The following is an 18,162-nucleotide window of genomic DNA, read 5'->3' as shown; positions in this document are numbered from 1 at the left end:
CGGGTTTCGATGATTCTTGAGATGCGTCAGTGGCTACTGCTGAAGCCCCGGATACGCCCATACGCCCGAAACACGCATCAGATCGCGGTAAATTACCAACCTCTCGTCAGACCCGACCTTTGCCGCCTCATCCTGGGATGGTGCGTCCAGCGCATTCAGCGGCACCACTGCCGTCAGCAGGTCGCGCTGTTTCAATGCGTCTTCCATTACTGTGCGAGCTCGGCGCATGTGGCTTGAGCTGGTCACCAGGATCACAGTGTCGGCCTGATGCCGCACCAACAGATTGGCAGCATTGATCACATTGCCGATCGTGTCTTTCGACTTGTCTTCAATGATGATGCGATCGCGGCTGACACCCTTGTCGACCAGCCACTTGGACATCACGTCGCCTTCAGTAACGCCATTCTTCGGCACGCCGCCACTCACCATCACCAGTGCTGTCGGGTTCGCCTCTGCAGCCTTCAACGTCACGTCGAGGCGGTCGAGCAAAGTCTGCTGCGCCGTGCCGTCATCCGCCAGCGCGTAGCCCAAGGCGACGACCACGACCTTGCCGGGCACCGTTGGGACATCGAAGTTGGGCTTTTCGGCCATGATCTGTTCTGCGCGAACAAAGCGCTTGCGATACTCCTCCGCGCGTTCGCGATCGAGCCCTGCGAGCGCTTGATGGGCGAGTGCCGCGCCGGTCTCATCGCCACGGATGTGGGCAATCGCTTCCAACCAGGTTTGAGCGTCAAATGCGGTCGGCTCCTTGTCAAGGATACCCTGAAACGTCGTCTGCGCCTCGTCGAGCTTCTTCTGGATGATCTGCGTTGAGGCGACGGCATACTGAAAATCCAGCCGCTCTGGTGCTAACGTCGACGCTTCCTTGAAGGCCGCTTCCACGACATCGTACTTGCCGCGCAAGGTAATGCCCTTGAAGACTTCGGCTTCCGCTTTTTTGACGTCGCCTCCCGACCAGTAATACTGCATGCCAGTGTCCACCAGCTGCTTGATACGGCCAGCGTTGGTCTGATCGAAGGCCACGGCTGGAGCGACCGAGATAAGACACGCTGTTGCTGTCAACACTGCCAGGAGTCGGCGTCTCGCGCCGCCCGCCTTCGTCCGATGTGGAACATTCGACGCAAACACGATCGAGCCCGTCAAAAGGGCAAGAATGGAACTCGGCTTCATTTGATATCTCCCAGTTTTCCGGTGCCCACAGGCTTGCTCGCCCTCGGGCCGATAAGCGTTCCGTAATCACTTCCGATCTGGCCCAATCTCTATGCGGCCAGCATTAGCAATACCAAAACATGACCACCTGTCTAGTGCGCGATGTCAAAACGGACCGCGACTGCGACCAGATTCGGAATAATTCATATTACATTTCTTACAGATAGCGTACACAAGTTGCGTCAGCATTCAGAGACAGTTGCTAGTTGGTATGATATTGGTATTATCCAATTGTGCGCCGGCACGCGCGCACCGGGCGGTGCGCGGTCGTTCCGTGAACGCCAATGTCATGGGCAATCAGCCTTTGCCTTCGGGGAGTTCTACGGCTTATGGGAAGGCAAAGCCTATTCGGCGGCCTCGCTACCGAAGTCCATGCGGAAGCATGCGCCGCAGCCTGACGAATTCAGAACGGTCATTTGCGCACCATGCCTTCGCGTAATCTGCAGCACGAGATTGAGACCGTGGCCCGCGCCTCGATGCCGCGGCTTCAGCCGGTAAAATGGCTCGAATATTCGCTCGCGCTCTGCCTCGGGAACGCCGGGACCATCGTCGCAGATCTCGATCACGCCGTTACACTCGACCCGAACGACAATCGCTCCCCGGTTTCCGGCATGCTCGATCGCATTTTTTACCAGGTTGATGATGGCACGCTTGAGAGAAGGCGAGCCCGCCTGAACGAGCGAGCGCTGCACCGCCGGCTCATATGAAAACTCGTAGCCTTCATCGATCGCCAGCGGTGAAATGTCCCGGCTCGCCCGATTGACGATCCATGGCACGCCGGCGAGCGTCACCAGGGCCAAAAGCGCGAAAACTGCAGGATAAGGGCTGACTGGCTCATCAACTCGCCTTGCCCAAACACCGTGAAGTCCCCGTCCGCATTCGACCGGCGCCGGAGAACGGCAAGATAGGGTGATGGATCACCGGCATCGCGAATGTCCGAATAGGTCATCTTGCCGAGATTCTCGCTCATGCCCCGGTAGATCGCGGGGATGTCACCCACCTGAACGGTCTCTCCATGGTCGTTGCGCGCGATGAACCAAAAATCCGGATGCCTGGCATGGACGTCCCCCATTTCCTCGGTTTTTGCCAGCACGAGTTTGCCATCCGGACCTCTCCGGATCGCGTCGAATGCCGCCTCGACCGGCGCTGGGCTGACCAACACGCCACCTTCGTCGGCAAGGACCAGGAGGCTTACGAACGAAAGTCCGAAAGCCAGCAGTATCGCCAACTGGAGAACGAGAAGCTGGGCGATCAGCCGCTGTTTGAGAGATCGGGGCCACAGTTTTTTCACCGGCGGCACCATAGGGCTGGCTTGAATGCGCGGTGCATCGTCGAGGCTCGCTCGGACACGTTCGTAGGGATCTAGCTTTTGAAATCACGCAAATCTGAAAGAGGATCGTTCTATACGGTTTCAGGATTTGCTCTCAATCCGGGTGAAGCTGCAAACTCGAGATTGCATCGACATTACGCCAGCTGTTCGCGGCCCGGAGCTGCGGCGCCGGGCCGCGACCTTCACTGCTCGTCATCATGCATGCGCATGCGGGTGCTGCCGTTCGTCCCAGACCGACCAGATCGCGAGCGCAGTCACCAGTGCCCCGAGGACGACATGCGTCCACATGGGATTGGCGCTGGTCGAGAAGCCGAGCAGCCAGGGGGAAGCGATCAGCCAGAGCCCGACGACGAGGCTTGCCCATTCCTCCCATTCCGCAAACATGGCAAGTGTTGCGATCGCCAGAACGCCGAGCACGACGCCGGCGGCCCAAGCGTTCCAAGCCGGAACGCTCTCGACAACGAAGCCCATGATCCACGGGGAGATGAACAGGCAGACGGCGAGAACCAGATTGATCCAGTCCTGCGCTTTCTTTCCTTCCATCAGTGCCATGACAACCTCCACGAATGAAGTTTGACCAAAGCGTACGACCGCGTGCGGGGCACGCTCTGGAAACCATAATAAATTCAACCGAAAACGCTTTCAAATCTTTTTCGCGCGAGCACCCGGTGATCGCACATGCGAAAGCGCGCAGCGAACCGGCTATCCGCTGCTTTCAAAGGGTGTCAAAGCACCGACTGGCCACCCGCTATCTCGGGCCCTAGATCATTTCACTCATCGAAACACTGAAGTGATCTAAGTCTTTGAAATTACGCAATTCCGGACGGAAAACCGTTTCGCACTTTTCCTGGAATTGCTCTAGTAACCGCGCGCAGCACCTGCGCCGATGCGGCTGTCGACGGCGCCATTGTAGCGGGCGCCGCCGCCGGCTTCGATGTCGGAGAGGCTCTCGCCGCCGACGAGGATGCCGGTCGCCTGCCCCCAGATCGTCCAGCTTTCGTCGATCTGAACGTTATGGCCCATCGCCGACAGCAGCTTGCGGGTGTCGGGCGAGAGCGCATAGGGCTCCATGAACACCTTGTCCGGCAGCCACTGGTGATGGATGCGCGGCGCATCGACGGCTTCCTGGATGTTCATGCCGTGATCGATGACGTTGAGGATCGCCTCGAGCGTGATCGTAATGATGCGGGCGCCACCGGGGCTGCCGATCACCATGAACGGCTTGCCGTCCTTGGAGATGATCGTCGGGCTCATCGACGACAGCGGCGTCTTGCCGGGCGCGATCGCATTGGCCTCGCCCTGGATCAGCCCATAGAGATTGGGAACGCCCGGCTTCGAGGTGAAATCGTCCATCTCGTTGTTGAGCAGGATACCGGTTCCCGGCGCCACCACGCCGGCGCCGAAGGAGCCGTTCAGCGTATAGGTGACGGCGACCGCGTTGCCCTCGTCGTCGATGATCGAATAGTGGGTCGTCTCCTTGCTTTCGCCGAAGCCCTTCGGGATCAGCGTCGCGGAGACACCGGCGCGGAAGGGATCGATCTTGGCACGGACTTCCTTCGCATAGGCCTTGTCGGTGAGCTTGGCGACTGGGTTTTCGACGAAATCGGGATCGCCGAGCGACGTGTTACGGTCGACATAGGCATGGCGCATCGCCTCGATCATCGCGTGAACCGTGTCCGCGGCGCCATAGCCCATGTAGGAAAGCGGATAGCCTTCGAGCACGTTGAGGATTTCACAGATGATCACGCCACCGGAAGACGGCGGCGGCGAGGAGACGATGTCATAGCCGCGATAATTGCACTTGACCGGCTCCAGTTCGCGCACCGCATAGCGCTCGAAGTCCGCCTTGGCGAGCACGCCGCCCTTCTCCGAGCTCGCCTTGACGATCTGATCGGCGATCGCGCCCTTGTAGAAGGCGTCCGGGCCTTTTTCGGCAATGCTCGAAAGCGATGCGGCAAGGTCCGTCTGGACGAGTTTTTCGCCGGCCGCAAAGGCCTTGCCGTCGGGCTTCAGGAAGATTGCGGCCGCCGCCGGATCTTTCGCCAGCCTTTCGGCCCTGCCCTCGAAGGTACTGACATCGCCCTCCTCCAGCACGAAGCCATCCTTGGCTAGCGCGATCGCCGGCGCGATCAGTTCGGCAAGCGGCTTCGTGCCATAGCGGCTCCGCGCGACCTCGAAACCCATGACGGGCCCCGGCACACCGACGGCGAGATAACCATCGGTGCTCAACCCTTTGATGACATCTCCCTTCCCGTCGAGATACATGGTCTTGGTTGCCGCCTGCGGCGCCCGCTCGCGGAAATCGAGGAAGGTCGTCCTGCCGTCCTTGAAGCGGATGGTCATGAACCCGCCACCGCCGATATTGCCGGCGGTCGGATAGGTGACGGCGAGTGCGTAGCCGACGGCAACGGCTGCGTCGACGGCGTTGCCACCGCTCTTCAGGACCGCGACACCTACATCCGAGGCCAGGTGCTGGGCAGTCACCACCATGCCATGCTCGGCCTTAACCGGTTCCGGCGAGGCGGCTCGGCCCTCCGGCGGAGCCAGGCTCAGCGCAAGAAACAAGGTGACGGGCAGGCTCTTCAAGCGAAAACTCAGCATGCGTCTCTCCCTCGCAGGCGTTGCTCGCAGTGCCTTGCCGGCGGCCGCGACGCGGACGCCCGCCACCGCGTTCAACGCGGCGGCAACAATCTTTTGGCAGGCAAGCACTGATTGTGGGCAGCTATGAAGTCAGCGGAGTATAGCCACGCCCGGTCGGCGATGGCAATTCACACCTGACCGATGGCAGCGTTTGAACGCGAGGGGCTGTCTTGGGGCGGGCTCCCCCCGCAGGCAACGTGGGGAACCATACGGCTCTCTTCAGGCGGCATCCGCCAGGATGAGAGCCGCGCCCTTTTCCGCAACCATCATCGTCGGAGCGTTGATGTTGCCAGCCGTAATGTTCGGGAAGATGGAGGCGTCGACGACGCGCAGACCCGGAACGCCATGAACCCGCAGGCTGCTGTCGACGACGGAGCTCGCCTGGTCCGGCCCCATCGCGCAGGTGCCGCAGAGATGGTAGATCGAGCCTGAGTTTTCGCGAAAATAATCCATCAGCGCGTCGTCGCTCTGAACGCGCGGCGCGGGCGAGATTTCTTCCGCGGTCAGTGAGGAGAGCGCCGTGGCCGACGCGATCCGCCGCACCAGCCGGCTTCCCTGCAGCACTTCGTCGATGTCGCGGTCGGTCGTCAGGTAGTTCGGCCGGATCAGGGGCTTTTGCGCGGGGTCGCCGGATGCGATCTGGATGCTGCCGCGGCTGGTCGGCCGGCAGGAGTTGAAGCAGATCAGGTAGCCCGGATAGGGCTCCGGTTTCAGCCCGGCCTTCGGATCATTCGGGATCCGATAAGACAGGGGATTGAAGTAAAGCTGGATGTTCGGCCGCTCTTCGTCAGGTTTGCCGCGGAAGAAGCCACCGGCCTGATTGACGCTCATCGAGAACGGACCCTTGCCGGTGAGCAGATATTGCAGGCCGAGCCGCATCTGGCCGAACAGGCTGCCGAACTCGTCGTTGAGCGTCGGGATGGTGGCACGATAGTAGAAGCTGGCGCAGAGGTGATCCTGCAGGTTCTGGCCAACCGCCGGCAAATGCCGCTGTGTCTTAACCCCGAGCGAAGACAGCGTCTTGCCGTCGCCGATGCCCGAGACCTGCAGCAGCTGCGGGCTGCCGACGGCCCCGGCGGCAAGGATGACTTCGCGGCCGGCGGTAAAGCGCCGGCGGGCACCGTTCTGGACGACATCGACGCCGGTCACGCGCCCGTCATCCGCAAAGACCAGCCGCTCGGCCTGGGCGTAGCGCTCGATCGTCAGGTTGGGCCGTTTGAGCGCAGGGCGCAAATACTCGGCGCTCGAATGCGAGCGGCGGCCGTTGTTGGTGTTGACGTCGTAGACGCCGGCGCCTTCGAGCGAGGCTCCGTTGAAATCATCGTTCAGTGGCAGTTGCAACGATCCGCAGCTCTCGAGAAAGGCGTCGGTGATCGGATGCGTCATGCCGCGCATCGGGGTGATGTGGATCGGGCCTTCGCCGCCATGCCATTGCGACGATCCGCGCGCATGGGTTTCGAGCCGGCGGAAATAGGGAAGCACGTCGTCATAGCCCCAGCCCGCATTGCCGGCGGCTTTCCAGTCGTCGAAATCGTCGCGCGCGCCGCGCACGTAGATCATCGCGTTGATCGATCCGGAGCCGCCCTGGACCTTGCCGCGCGGCACGTAGATGCTGCGATCCTGAAGCTCGGCTTCCGGCTCGCTCGAATACATCCAGTTCACCTGAGGGTTATAGTAGCTGCGGGCGTAACCGACCGGGATCTTGAACCAGAAGGAATTGTCGTTGCCGCCGGCCTCGATCAAGAGCACCTTGTGGTGACCGTTCTCGCTGAGCCGGCTCGCAAGGATGCAACCCGCCGACCCGGCGCCGACGATGATGTAATCGTAGATCATCTCGTGTCCCTGATATCCGAATTCACCCGCGCGCGGGGGCAAAGGCCTTCACGTCCGCCGGCCGGCTGTCCATCTGGAGGTGCAGACGCTCGCCGGTGTAGGGCGTGTGCTTTTCGACGACGTCCATGTTGAGCTCGATGCCGAGGCCGGGCTCGCGCGAGGGGATGAGGTAGCCGTCCTCCACGGTAAGCTTGGTCTTCAGTACGTCGGCGTGGAACCCGGAGAAATCGAGGATCGCCTCGTGGATGAGGAAGTTCGGCGTGGCAGCCGAAAGCTGGATACTGGCCGCAGCCCCCACCGGACCGTTGTAGAGATGCGGCGCGATCTGGGCGTAATAGGCCTCGGCCATGCCGGCGATCTTCTTCGCCTCGAGCAAGCCGCCGACGCGCGCCACGTTCATTTGCAGGATCGACGCGGCCTTGAGTTCGAGCACGCGCTGGAACTCGTATTTGGTCGTCAGGCGCTCTCCGGTCGAAACCGGAATGGAGGTTGCGCGCGCCACCTCGGCCATCGCCGCTTCCTGTCCCGGCGGCACCGGCTCTTCGAACCAGAGCGGATCGTATTTTTCCAGGCGCTTGGCAAGGCGGATGGCCGAGGACGGAACCATCTGGCCGTGGGTGCCGAAGAGCAGATCCGCACTGCTTCCGACCGCGTCGCGGATCTTGCGGCAGAATTCCTCGCAGCGGTCCATGACGCCGAGCGAAAGCTGATGGCCGGAATAGTTGGTATAGGGACCGGCCGGGTCGAACTTGACGGCGGTGAAACCCATCTCGACCATCTCGACTGCGCATTCGGCGGCGAGATCCGGATCGTTGAAATCGAACTCGCCGGCGGCGTTCTTCGGGTAGAGGTAGGTATAGGCGCGGAGCTTCTCGTGCACCGTTCCGCCGAGGAGATCCGAGACCGGCCGGCCGGCGGCCTTGCCGATGATGTCCCAGCAGGCGATCTCGAGACCCGAGACGATGCCCATCATCGTCGGATCGGGGCGCTGGGTGAAGCCGCTCGAATAGGCCGAGCGCCAGAAGCGCTCGATCTGGTGCGGATCATGGCCGAGCAGGTGCCCCTCGAACACGTCCTCGATCAGCGGCGTCATGGCGCTCGGATGGAACGAGGTCGCATAGATCTCGCCGATGCCTTCGATGCCGCAGGCGGTCGTGAGACGCACGAAGATCCAGTACATGCCGCCAACATGCGGTGGCGGGACGGCGACGGCATAGGTCTTGAGAGACGCGATCTTCATGGGTGTCATCCCTTTTTCTTGAGGCGGGCCATCAGAACCAGGGTGGCGATGGCGCCGAGGACGCAGACGGCGGCGATATAGCCGAAATAGAGCTGGTAGCCGGTGATGCCCGGATAGCGGTCCGAGAGGTATCCGTTGACCAGCGGCAGGTAGGTGTCGGGCGCGTAGCCGACCAGCGAAATGATGCCGATGGCGAGACCGGTGATGTTCGCCGGCACATGGCAATCGTCGAGGATCGCCCAGTAGAGCCCGCGGATCGTATAGGTGATGAGGCCAACGAGCAGCACCAGCCCGACGAAGAGGACGGTCGAGCCGATGCCAGGCAGGGCGATCATTACCACGAGACTGGCGGCCGTGACTATGAAGCTCAGGAGCAGGATGCCGGTCTTGCCGTAGCGGTCGCCGAGCAAGCCACCGCCGATACCGCCGACCGGGCGCAGCCACAGCTTGACCGTGACGATCAGGCCGGCCATGGCGGCGGAAATGCCGAAGCCGCCCTCCTGCAGATAGGCCGAGAAGCTGTAGGTGGCGAGAAAGACGTGGTAGCCGCAAAAGATGATGGCCGCGACCAGCCAGACCTCGGGAATGCGAAGCAGCGTCTTGATGTCGGCGAGAAAGCTGCCCTCGCGCTTGCGCGCCGTCCTGTCCGCGGCAACCGGTTGCGACACCGCGAAATAGGCGATGCCGACGACGATGCAGAAAATGGCGTAGAGCAGCACGACGTCGCGGAAGCCGGTGGCAAGTCCGGCGCCGCGCGTTTCCGTCGTGAAGACGAAGAGCGCGATGGCGACGCTTGCGAGCAGTGCTTCCACCAGGCCACGTCCGCCGTCGAGGATCCCGAAGAAGCGTCCCTGCTCATTGGCACCGGCGATCAGGTTTACCTGCTTGAGCGTCGCTGCCCAGAAGGTGAGACCCGTGGTGACGCCGAAGCCGCAATAGATGACGAGGAGCGACGAATAACCGGGCAGCGTCGCGTACCAGAGACCAAGGAGGCCAGTGCCCACCATCGACAGCAGGATCAGGATGCGCGGTTGGACGCGGTCGGCAAGCCACCCGCTCGGCAGGTAGCCGACGAGGAAGCTGGTGCCGAGGATGGAATAGAGGACGCCAAGCTCGGTGTTGCTCAGCTTCAGCACCTCCAGCATCGTCGTCTGGTAGGACTGACGAAGATAGAGGATCGGATAGATCGCACCGGCGGCGATCACGATCAGCGCCAGCTGAAGGTAGCGGCTGCGGGCCGACACGGATGGTGCCGCGACTTCGGTTTCGGCAATTGAGCTCACGGGCAGTCTCCTCCCTGGCCGACAGCGAGAGCATTGCCACCGGCCCGGTATTGATGTTGGTGTCAGAGCAATTCCGGCTTCGGTCCGGAATTGCTGAATCTCAAAGGGTCTAGTGTTTCAGGACGACGAGGCGCGTCTGGGTGAATTCCAGCATGCCGTGCTTGCCGTCGTCGCCGCCGAGGCCCGAACGTTTCCAGCCGGCATGGAAGCCTTGATAGGGATCGGCCGGGAAGCGGTTGACGTAGAGTTCGCCGGCCTCGATCGCATCGCTGGCACGCATCACCGTGCGGTAATTCTCGGTGAAGAGCACCGAGCTCAGGCCGAACTGATGGTCGCTCGCCTTTGCCAACGCTTCCTCGAAGGTGGAGTAGCGGAGAACGGCGAGCACCGGGCCGAACACTTCCTCGCGAACGATCTCCATGTCCTGCCGGCAGCCGGAAATCAGCGTCGGCGGGTAGAAATAGCCGTCTCCCTCAGGCAGATAGCCGCCGGTCTCAACGACGGCGCCTTCGGCCTTCGCCCGCTCGACCATCTCGTGCACGCGCTTTTGGGCGGCGACATTGGTGAGCGGCCCCATACGACCAGCATCCTCGGCGCGGTCGCCGAATGCGCGGGCGGTAAAGCCTTCGCGCAGCTTGGCAAGCAGCCGATCATGGACGCTTTCATGAACGTAGAGCCGCTCGGCGCTGGTACAGACCTGGCCGCAATGGGTGGTCTTGGCGGCGATGATCATCTGCGCCACGGCATCGAGATCCGCGCCCGGTTCGACGATGACGGGCGTCTTGCCACCGAGTTCGAGCGACGGCTTGGCGATGTTTTCCTTGCAATATTCGAGCACGACGCGGCCGGCCGAAACGCTGCCTGTCAGCGTGATCATACCGATGCCCGGATGGGTGCAGAGCGTCTTCGCGACATTGTGCGACATGGTGAGGATGTTGACGAGGCCGTCGGGCAGACCCGCTTCGACGATTGCCTCGGCGACGGCAAACGCGGAGGTCGGCGTGTTGTTGCTCGGCCGGACGACGACGGCGTTGCCAGCAATCAACGCCGGGGCGATCTTCCGCACTAGCGTGTAGATCGGATAGTTGAACGGGATCAGGCAGGCGGCGACGCCGATCGGCACGCGCTTCAGGATCAGCGTTTCGCCCGGATTGTCGCTCTCGATCACCTCGCCCTCGATGCGGCGGGCCCATTCAGCGTGGTAGCGCATCAGCTCGGCGCCGTAGATCACTTCGGCGGTCGCATCGGCAAGGCTCTTGCCCGACTCCTTCGCCAGCGCGGCACCGATGCGTTCGGCCCGGCTCTCCAACACCGCCGCCAGCCGGCGCAGCGCGTCACCGCGCTGGATTGCCGGCAAGGCACCCCAGACGCGCTGCGCCTTCACCGCGGCATCGACCGCTGCCTTCGCCTCGTCATCCGTTGCCGCCGGCACGGAGGTGAACACCTGGCCGGTCGCCGGATTGCGCACGTCGATCACAGTCGTAGAGGAGCTTTCGATGAAGCGGCCGCCGGAGAAGTTGCGATAGGGGCTCATGGCATCTCGGAATTGTTCGCCGCGATCCGCACGCCGATGGCGGTGCGGGAGGCGGACTAGCCGGGAGAGAGCTTCACGAGCGATGATCCGGCCTCTCTCCCTGACCGCAACCGTCAGGAAAATTGATGCGACGATGCGGAAAAGGGCACAAGCGAGTAATTTTCGGTGAGAGCATTCCAAAAAGGAATGCTTGCTCACTCGGCCCGGTCGGCGGCGGCCTCCGCCAGCAACCAGGCGCGGAAGGCATCGACCTTGCGGTTGCCTGCCGATTGCGGCCGTGTCACGAACCAGTAGGATTCATGGCCCTCGACTGCAACGTCGAAGAGCTGCACCAACTGACCCGACTGCAATTGGTTGCGGACCATCGAGCGGTCGGCAACGGTGACACCGAGCCCGGCGCAGGCTGCCTCGATCGCCAGATCGAGCAGGTCGAATTCCAGTCCGCCGCGGGTATCGACGTCCTGAAAACCCGCCGCATCCAGCCAGTGCCGCCAGGTCAGATAACGCCGGTCGGGCGAGGCAAGCACATGCAGGAAAGTGAAGCGCTGCAGGTCGGACGGACCTTCGACTTTCGCCCCCTCAAGCAAGGACGGCGCGCAGACGACGACATGTCGCTCCGTCATGAGAATGCTGGCATCGAGCATCGGCCACTCGCCGTCGCCGAAGCGGATCGCGCAGTCCAGAAGCCCGCGCTCGGCAAGCGTATCCGTGGCTTCCGTGCTGAGGCTGATATCGACGTCGGGCAGAGCCTCGCGCAACCGGGCAAGACGCGGCAGTAGCCAGCGCTTGGCAAAGGTCGGCGGCACGTTGATCCTGAGCCGGTTCTGGTTGCTCTTCTCGGTGATGCTGCGCAGCGAAACCTCGATGCTGTGAAACGCCTCCTGGATCGTCGCCAGCAGTTCGGCGCCGGCGGGCGTCAGTTCAAGGTGATGGTGGCGGCGGATGAGAAGGTCTTCGCCGAGCGCGTCCTCGAGGTTGCGGACCTGCCGGCTGACGGCACTCTGCGTCAGGTTGAGCCGCTCGGCCGCCCGCGTGAAACTGCGGGTCTGCCCGACCACCTCGAAGACTTTCATCGCCGACAATCCAGGAAGTCTTCGCATCGAGATTTTGGCCTCAGAAAGCTTTGCACACACATCTCCGCGACTGTCGTCGCGGGATCGATGCGCACTTTTGCGTGCCACGCTCCAGCGTACAAGCACGAAAATCCAAATCGCTCCAGGCTGACCGCAAGCACGCGCCCGGCTATCTCCGAACGACAAACGGCGGCTTACGCCGCCGCTTGCCTATCCAATCAATCGCCTGGCCAAGCCCAGACGAAAACTGGAAACTCACTCGCTCCTACTCCGCAGCATAAAAGCCGTAGAGCACCGGCATCAGCCCGACCAGCGCTTCAAAACGCTTGAAGGACTTGCGCTCCGGCCGCGTCCAGCCGGTTTCGGCGAGCGCGGAAAGCCGCGGGAACACCAGCCGATCGAAGACAGCCCGGTCGGTCATCGGCTCCGACCATATGCAGCATTGCACGCCGAGCAGGTGTTTCTTCTGCGCGTCGGTCCAGCCCTCAACCGGATCGAATGTGTAGAGCCTTTCCGGATCCGACCAACCGGCCCAGCTGGCGCCAGGCTCCGACCAGGCCGGGCTGTTGGCCATGTCGAGATAGTAGACCTGACCGGGGCAGACGACGATGTCGTAGCCCTCCTCGGCAAGGGCTGCCGACGCCTCGACCGTGCGCCAGCCAAAAAGTAGCGACTTCGCCTTGTCGATGACGTTGCCATGCGCGGCCTCCTGCCAGCCGCCGGTCACGCAGTTGCGGCTGGCGAGGAACGCCTGCACGCGCGCCAGGAATTCACCCTGCAGTACCGCAGCACCCGATCCATCGATTTCGTCGGCGCCGTGGGTGTTGGTGACGACGTTCAGGCGCTTGGCATGGGTTCCGGCAACCTCGTCTCCGGCAAGCGCCCGAAGCCGTGCGAGCGCCTCAGGCGAGCCCGACCAGGCGCCGAGTGGCACTTCATCGGCGCCGACGTGGATGGCCCGCATCGGGAAGAGTTCGATCAGTTCGTCGAAGATGATCTCCAAGACGCGGTAGGTCTCTTCGCGCGCCGGGTTGAGGCAATTGTTGGGGAAGCCCTGAACCGAAAAGTAGCTGCCTTGTTCCTCGGGATCGCGCAGTTCGGGGATTGCCTGCAGCATCGCGAAGGAATGCCCGGGAATGTCGATTTCCGGCATCACCTCGACACCAAGGCTTGCGGCAAGTGTCACGATCTGCCGGATCGCGGCCTTCGTGTAGTAGCCGCCGGTCGGCTGCGGACCGGAGCCGAGCAGCGGCGGGATCTTGCGGCCATGGCCACGCCAGGCGCCGATTTCCGTCAAGGCCGGATAGGCATCGATCTCGACGCGCCAGGCCTCGTCGTCGGTCAGGTGCCAGTGGAAGCGATTGAGCTTGTTCCAGGCCATCAGCCGCAGGAAACGCTCGACTTCGGCGGTGCTGTAGAACTGTCGCGCGACGTCGAGATGGGTGCCGCGCCATCCGAGCGCCGGCTCGTCCCCGATCTCGCCGCCGGTCGGAAACACGAAGGTGCCCGGATGCAGCCGCGCGCCGCGCAGGATCTGCCCGAGCGTGATCAGGCCATAGAGGAGGCCGGTCTGCGTGCTGCCGGAAACGGCGACGCCAGCGGGAGAGAAGCGGATGACATAGGCTTCCGGGCCGAGGTCGCCGGCCTGCGACAGCGAAACCGGAAAGCCGCCTTCCGATGCCGGGCGGACGATACCCTCGACCGGGAACAGACTTGCGGTGAGATCGGCAAACGCCTTTGCAGCGCTCTGAGCTTCCTCGCCCTCGGGTTTGAGGTCGAGCCCCGGAGGCGCCACCAGTTGCCCGGAAACGGAAACGGCCTGCGGCCACGGCACAATCGAGACCGGGACCGGCGCCACCTTCGGCACCGGATAGACGGCAGCACCACGCTTCAGTTCGGAATTGTCACCGTGCGCCCGCGAAGCAAGCACCGCGACCGGCGCCATTGCGCCATCGGAAAGCACCAGGAAGGCAGCGTTGGCGCCATCGGTCCAATGGCGCGGCTCATAGCTCATCCCGTGTGCCTTCAGCGTCCAGGTGGCGCCCGGCGGCACTTCGAGGCCTTCCGGCGGTGCGAACTCCGCATAGTTGGAGAGGCGGATCAGGAGCCGGCCACCTTCAATCTCGGCAGCTGGGTCGATACGAGCCGGGCCGGAAACGCCGAGGCGAAAACCCTTGAGCACTCGATCCGAGTTGTTGGTCAAGGTCAGTGCATAGACCGACCTGTCAGCTGTGCCGACCGGCACCCAGAGGGTTTCCAGCAGGAATTCAGATTTAGCGGCAAACGTCATCAAACGGCTCCATGAATGTTAGTTTCTGCAGCCGGCCGAAGGCCGGCGGAGTACTCGGGGGCTTGACCTGGGTTCACATAGCTCACGTCGGGGCTTGGCCAAGGGCGCGGACGAAATGGTTTTCGGCGACCTCCTCCATCACGTCCGATGCCGGCCGGCTGAGGCGCCGCACCTCTTCGGCATGGGCAAGGAAGCGGGCACTCTGCCCCGGCACGAACGGGCGATCCGGATCGGGCACGGCCGAAAGAAGAAGCTGGGTATAGGGATGGCGAGGGTTGCCGATGACGTCGGCCGTCTCTCCCCATTCGACCATCTGGCCGGCAAACATCACCACAACCTCCTCGGCGATGTGGGCGGCCGTGGCGATATCATGGGTGATGTAGAGCATTGCGAGATTCCGTTCGCGTTTGATGCGCGCGAGAAGCTCCAGGATATCGAGCCTGATCGAAACGTCGAGCATCGACGTCGGCTCGTCGGCGACGAGCACGTCCGGCGCAACAGCAAGCGCCCGGGCGATGTTGACGCGCTGGCGCTGGCCACCGGAGAGCTCATGCGGAAACTTCCGCGCCGTGATGTTTGGATCAAGGCCGACATCGGCTAGCAGCCGCGCGACCGCGGCCTTCGCTTCGCCGACGTTCTTTGCATGGCCATGCAAAAGCAGCGGCCGCGCGAGGTGATGGTAGACGGAGAACACCGGGTTGAGTGACGCGAAGGGGTCCTGAAAAACCATCTGGATCGCGCGGCGGCGCAGCTTCTCGGCGGCGCGGTCACCCGCCTCGGTAACATCGGCGCCGCGAAACTGCATCGTTCCGGCACTCGGCGTATCGAGCCGCGCGACGATGCGTGCGCAGGTCGTCTTGCCGCAACCGGATTCGCCGACGAGGGCCAGAGCCCGGCCAGGCTTCAAAGACAGGGATATTCCTCGCAGCGCCTCGACGGCGCCGAAGCTGCGTCTGATGTCCTTCAGCCGGACGATCGCGTCCTGCTGCTGCGGTATTGTCGTCGCTACCGGCATCACATTCATTCGACGACCCCCAGGCTGCGGACGGTGGGTGGCAGTTGCGGGATCGCGCCCCAGAGTTTGCGCGTGTAATCGTGTTGCGGTGCACTGCTGATCTGTTGGGTGTCGCCGACCTCGACCAATTGCCCCTTCAGCATAACACCGATCCGGTGGCAGAGTTGCGCCATCAGATGCAGGTCGTGGGTGATGAACAACACGGAGAAGCCAAGGCTGCGCTGCAGATCGACGAGTTGCTCCAGGATTTCCCGCTGCACCACCACATCGAGCGCCGTCGTCGGCTCGTCCATGATGATGAGCTCCGGCTTCAGCGCCAGGCAGATCGCGATGACGATGCGCTGGCGCATGCCGCCGCTGAACTGGTGCGGATAGTCGTCGAGACGACCCGCCGGAATGCCGACGAGCCGGAACATTTCTTCCGCCCGCGTCCGCGCCTGTGGCCGCGTCGCGCCGGTGTGCTTGCGCAGCACGTCGAAGAATTGCGCCTCGACCCGCATCAGCGGGTTCAGCGAATTCATCGCGCTTTGGAACACCATGCCGATCCGCCGCCAGCGGACATTCTGCAAGGCGGATTCCGGCATCTTGAGAAGGTCTTGCCCATCGAGCAGGATTTCGCCGCCGGCGACCCAGGCCGGGGCTTTCGACAACCGGGTGATCGCGTAGGCGATCGTGCTCTTGCCGCAGCCGGACTCGCCGGCAAGGCCGAAGAGCTCGCCGCGCCTGACCTCGAAAGAGACCTCATTGACGGCGCGGAAAGCACCGTCATCGAGCAGGTAATCGACATTGAGGTTACGGATTTCAAGCAGTGCGTCGCTCATCGGGCAGCCTCCAGTTCGCGGCGGCGCATCCGCGTGAGACGCAGCCAGCGGCTCAAGGCCGGACCGGAGCGAAGTTGCGGATTGGCGATCTCGTCGAAGGTGAAGTTGATGAGCGCAAGACCGAGACCGACAAGGGCAATGCCTGCGGCCGGTACGGCGATGTCCCACCAGGCGCCGACGATGATCGCCGAGGAATTCTGGGCGTTGTAGAGCATGGTGCCCCAGGTCACCCGCAGCGGATCGCCGAAGCCGAGATATTCGAGCGTCGTCTGGGCGACGATCGCGTAGATGATGCTGCCGACAACGTTGATGCCGATCAGCGGCACCAGATTGGGCAGGATTTCCACGAAGATCACTCGCCAATGCGGCTCGCCGACCATACGCGCCGCCACTACGAATTCGCGCTGCCGAAGCGCCATGGTCTGCGACCGGGTCATGCGCGCGCCCCAGGGCCAGGAGGTGAGCGCGATGATCGCCATGATCGCAAGCGGCCCGACCGTGCCGGCAAAGGACGCCAGCAGGATCAGCAACGGGATGTTGGGGATGACCAGCACGGCATTGGTCGCGAGGTCGAGCGTCGCGTCGGTGCGCCCGCCGAAATAGCCAGCAACGAGGCCGACGATGGTGCCGAGCGCGGTAATGGCAAGGCCGGTGGCAAAGCCGACGGCAAGCGACGGCCGAGCGCCCCAGACAAATTGCGAAAAGACGTCGCGCCCCATCTTCGTCGTGCCGAAATAGTGCTCGACCGTCGGCGGCTGGTGCGAGCGGCCGACGCGTTCGCTCGGGTCGCCGGGCGCCAGCACCGGCGCAAACAGCGCCATCAGGCAAAGCGTGAGAATGATGACAAGTCCGGCAACGGCTTTCTTCTGCCGCCAGAACAAGGAGACGCCCGCATTCATGCCCTGCCCTCCCTTATGCGCGGATCGACCACGCCATAGATGATATCGACCAGGAGATTGGCCCCGAGCGTGGCGATCGTCATCAAGAGCAACTGTCCCTGGATGACCGGATAATCGCGGGCGACGCTCGCGGTATAAAGCGTCAGGCCGAGGCCGGGATAGTTGAAGACGATCTCGGTGACGATCGAACCGCCGAAGACCGCCCCCAGCATCAGCGCCAGGTTGGTCAAAACCGGCAGCATGGCATTGCGCGCCGCATAGCCGAACATCACGGCCGCTTCGGACAGGCCCTTGGCGCGTCCCATGGTGACGTAGTCTTCGCCAAGCACCGAGATCATGCTGGAGCGCATCGTCGTCTGGAACTCGCCGATGAGATAGGGCGAGAGCGTCAGCACCGGCATGATCGCATGCAGGAAGACGCTGCCGAAAAAGGTGAAATCCAGCCCCGGATCAAGGCTCGGGTCATAGGCGTAGCCAACCGGCAGCAGCCGGAGCGTGACGCCAAAGGTGAACAACGTCGCGAGCGCGATGATGACAGGCGGCACGGCGATTAGCACGACCGAGAACGGCGAGACGAAGCTGTCGAAACGGCCACCACGACGCCAGGCGGCAATGGCGCCTAAGAGCACGCCGATTGAGAGCGAAAAGGCAATCGCCGTGACGACCAGGAACGCGGTCCAGCCGGCCGAGCGGCCGAGAACCTCGACGACGGTCTGCGGGTAATACTTGACCGAAACACCGAGATCGAAATGGGCCAACCCGACGACGTAGTCGACGAACTGCCGCCAGATCGGGTGCTCGATCGCGCCGAAGCGCGCCTTGATCGCCTCGATGGCCGCGGGCGTCGCCCGCGGTCCGAGCTGGGCGATCATGCTGTCGACGGGGCTCCCCGGCATCAGCCGGGGAACCGCGAAATTCATGACGATCGCGAATAGGAACGCCACGCAATAGACGGCAAGCCGTCGACGGGAAAGTCGCATCGTTGGGGCCTGTTG

Annotated in this window: 15 protein-coding genes; all 15 read right to left on the bottom strand. The window is 63.0% G+C overall.

Going from position 1 to position 18,162, the window contains the following annotated elements; genetic code table 11:
* Positions 1-33 precede the first annotated feature (33 nt).
* Positions 34-1,170 carry a YdcF family protein gene (locus tag ASE60_RS30920; protein WP_082616252.1) on the bottom strand — a complete coding sequence of 379 codons (1,137 nt, stop codon included), beginning with the start codon at positions 1,168-1,170 and terminating at the stop codon, positions 34-36.
* A 383-nt stretch (positions 1,171-1,553) separates the two neighbouring features.
* Positions 1,554-2,000: a HAMP domain-containing sensor histidine kinase gene (locus ASE60_RS30915; protein ID WP_162261331.1), complete on the bottom strand. Its 447-nt coding sequence runs from the start codon at positions 1,998-2,000 to the stop codon at positions 1,554-1,556.
* Positions 1,997-2,512 (bottom strand): hypothetical protein, encoded by a 516-nt coding sequence (locus tag ASE60_RS35090; RefSeq protein WP_057255412.1) that lies wholly within the window; start codon positions 2,510-2,512, stop codon positions 1,997-1,999. Before ASE60_RS35090 ends, ASE60_RS30915 begins: the two co-directional genes overlap by 4 nt.
* 222 nt (positions 2,513-2,734) lie before the next feature.
* On the bottom strand, positions 2,735-3,091 hold the full coding sequence (locus ASE60_RS30905) for an SPW repeat protein (RefSeq protein ID WP_057255411.1): 357 nt from the start codon (positions 3,089-3,091) through the stop codon (positions 2,735-2,737).
* A 306-nt stretch (positions 3,092-3,397) separates the two neighbouring features.
* The gene (gene ggt, locus ASE60_RS30900) at positions 3,398-5,140 is read right to left on the bottom strand and encodes a gamma-glutamyltransferase (RefSeq protein WP_057255410.1); all 1,743 of its coding nucleotides are present in this window, start codon (positions 5,138-5,140) and stop codon (positions 3,398-3,400) included.
* A gap of 258 nt (positions 5,141-5,398) precedes the next feature.
* A complete protein-coding gene (locus tag ASE60_RS30895; RefSeq protein WP_057255553.1) occupies positions 5,399-7,012 on the bottom strand; it encodes a GMC family oxidoreductase N-terminal domain-containing protein in 1,614 nt (537 codons plus the stop codon).
* 22 nt (positions 7,013-7,034) lie between these two features.
* Positions 7,035-8,252, bottom strand: a complete 1,218-nt coding sequence (locus ASE60_RS30890) for a mandelate racemase/muconate lactonizing enzyme family protein (RefSeq protein WP_057255409.1) — start codon at positions 8,250-8,252, stop codon at positions 7,035-7,037.
* Between the two features lie 5 nt (positions 8,253-8,257).
* Positions 8,258-9,535, bottom strand: a complete 1,278-nt coding sequence (locus tag ASE60_RS30885) for an MFS transporter (RefSeq protein ID WP_200964218.1) — start codon at positions 9,533-9,535, stop codon at positions 8,258-8,260.
* Between the two features lie 109 nt (positions 9,536-9,644).
* Entirely contained in the window at positions 9,645-11,069 is a 1,425-nt protein-coding gene (aldA, locus tag ASE60_RS30880; RefSeq protein WP_057255407.1) for an aldehyde dehydrogenase, read from the bottom strand.
* 194 nt (positions 11,070-11,263) lie between these two features.
* A complete protein-coding gene (locus ASE60_RS30875; RefSeq protein WP_112996426.1) occupies positions 11,264-12,142 on the bottom strand; it encodes a LysR substrate-binding domain-containing protein in 879 nt (292 codons plus the stop codon).
* A 265-nt stretch (positions 12,143-12,407) separates the two neighbouring features.
* Positions 12,408-14,432: a beta-N-acetylhexosaminidase gene (locus ASE60_RS30870; protein WP_057255405.1), complete on the bottom strand. Its 2,025-nt coding sequence runs from the start codon at positions 14,430-14,432 to the stop codon at positions 12,408-12,410.
* A gap of 82 nt (positions 14,433-14,514) precedes the next feature.
* Entirely contained in the window at positions 14,515-15,456 is a 942-nt protein-coding gene (locus tag ASE60_RS30865) for an ABC transporter ATP-binding protein (RefSeq protein ID WP_057255404.1), read from the bottom strand.
* On the bottom strand, positions 15,453-16,268 hold the full coding sequence (locus tag ASE60_RS30860; protein WP_057255403.1) for an ABC transporter ATP-binding protein: 816 nt from the start codon (positions 16,266-16,268) through the stop codon (positions 15,453-15,455). Before ASE60_RS30860 ends, ASE60_RS30865 begins: the two co-directional genes overlap by 4 nt.
* Positions 16,265-17,167 (bottom strand): ABC transporter permease, encoded by a 903-nt coding sequence (locus tag ASE60_RS30855; RefSeq protein WP_057255402.1) that lies wholly within the window; start codon positions 17,165-17,167, stop codon positions 16,265-16,267. The genes ASE60_RS30860 and ASE60_RS30855 overlap by 4 nt, the downstream gene beginning before the upstream one ends.
* A complete protein-coding gene (locus ASE60_RS30850; protein ID WP_057255401.1) occupies positions 17,164-18,147 on the bottom strand; it encodes an ABC transporter permease in 984 nt (327 codons plus the stop codon). The genes ASE60_RS30855 and ASE60_RS30850 overlap by 4 nt, the downstream gene beginning before the upstream one ends.
* Between the last annotated feature and the right edge of the window lie 15 nt (positions 18,148-18,162).

The organism is Ensifer sp. Root278 (assembly GCF_001429285.1).
Lineage (GTDB): Bacteria > Pseudomonadota > Alphaproteobacteria > Rhizobiales > Rhizobiaceae > Ensifer.
The sequence above is the reverse complement of the archived record's forward strand: the minus strand, read 5'-3'. Positions and strand labels throughout refer to the sequence as shown.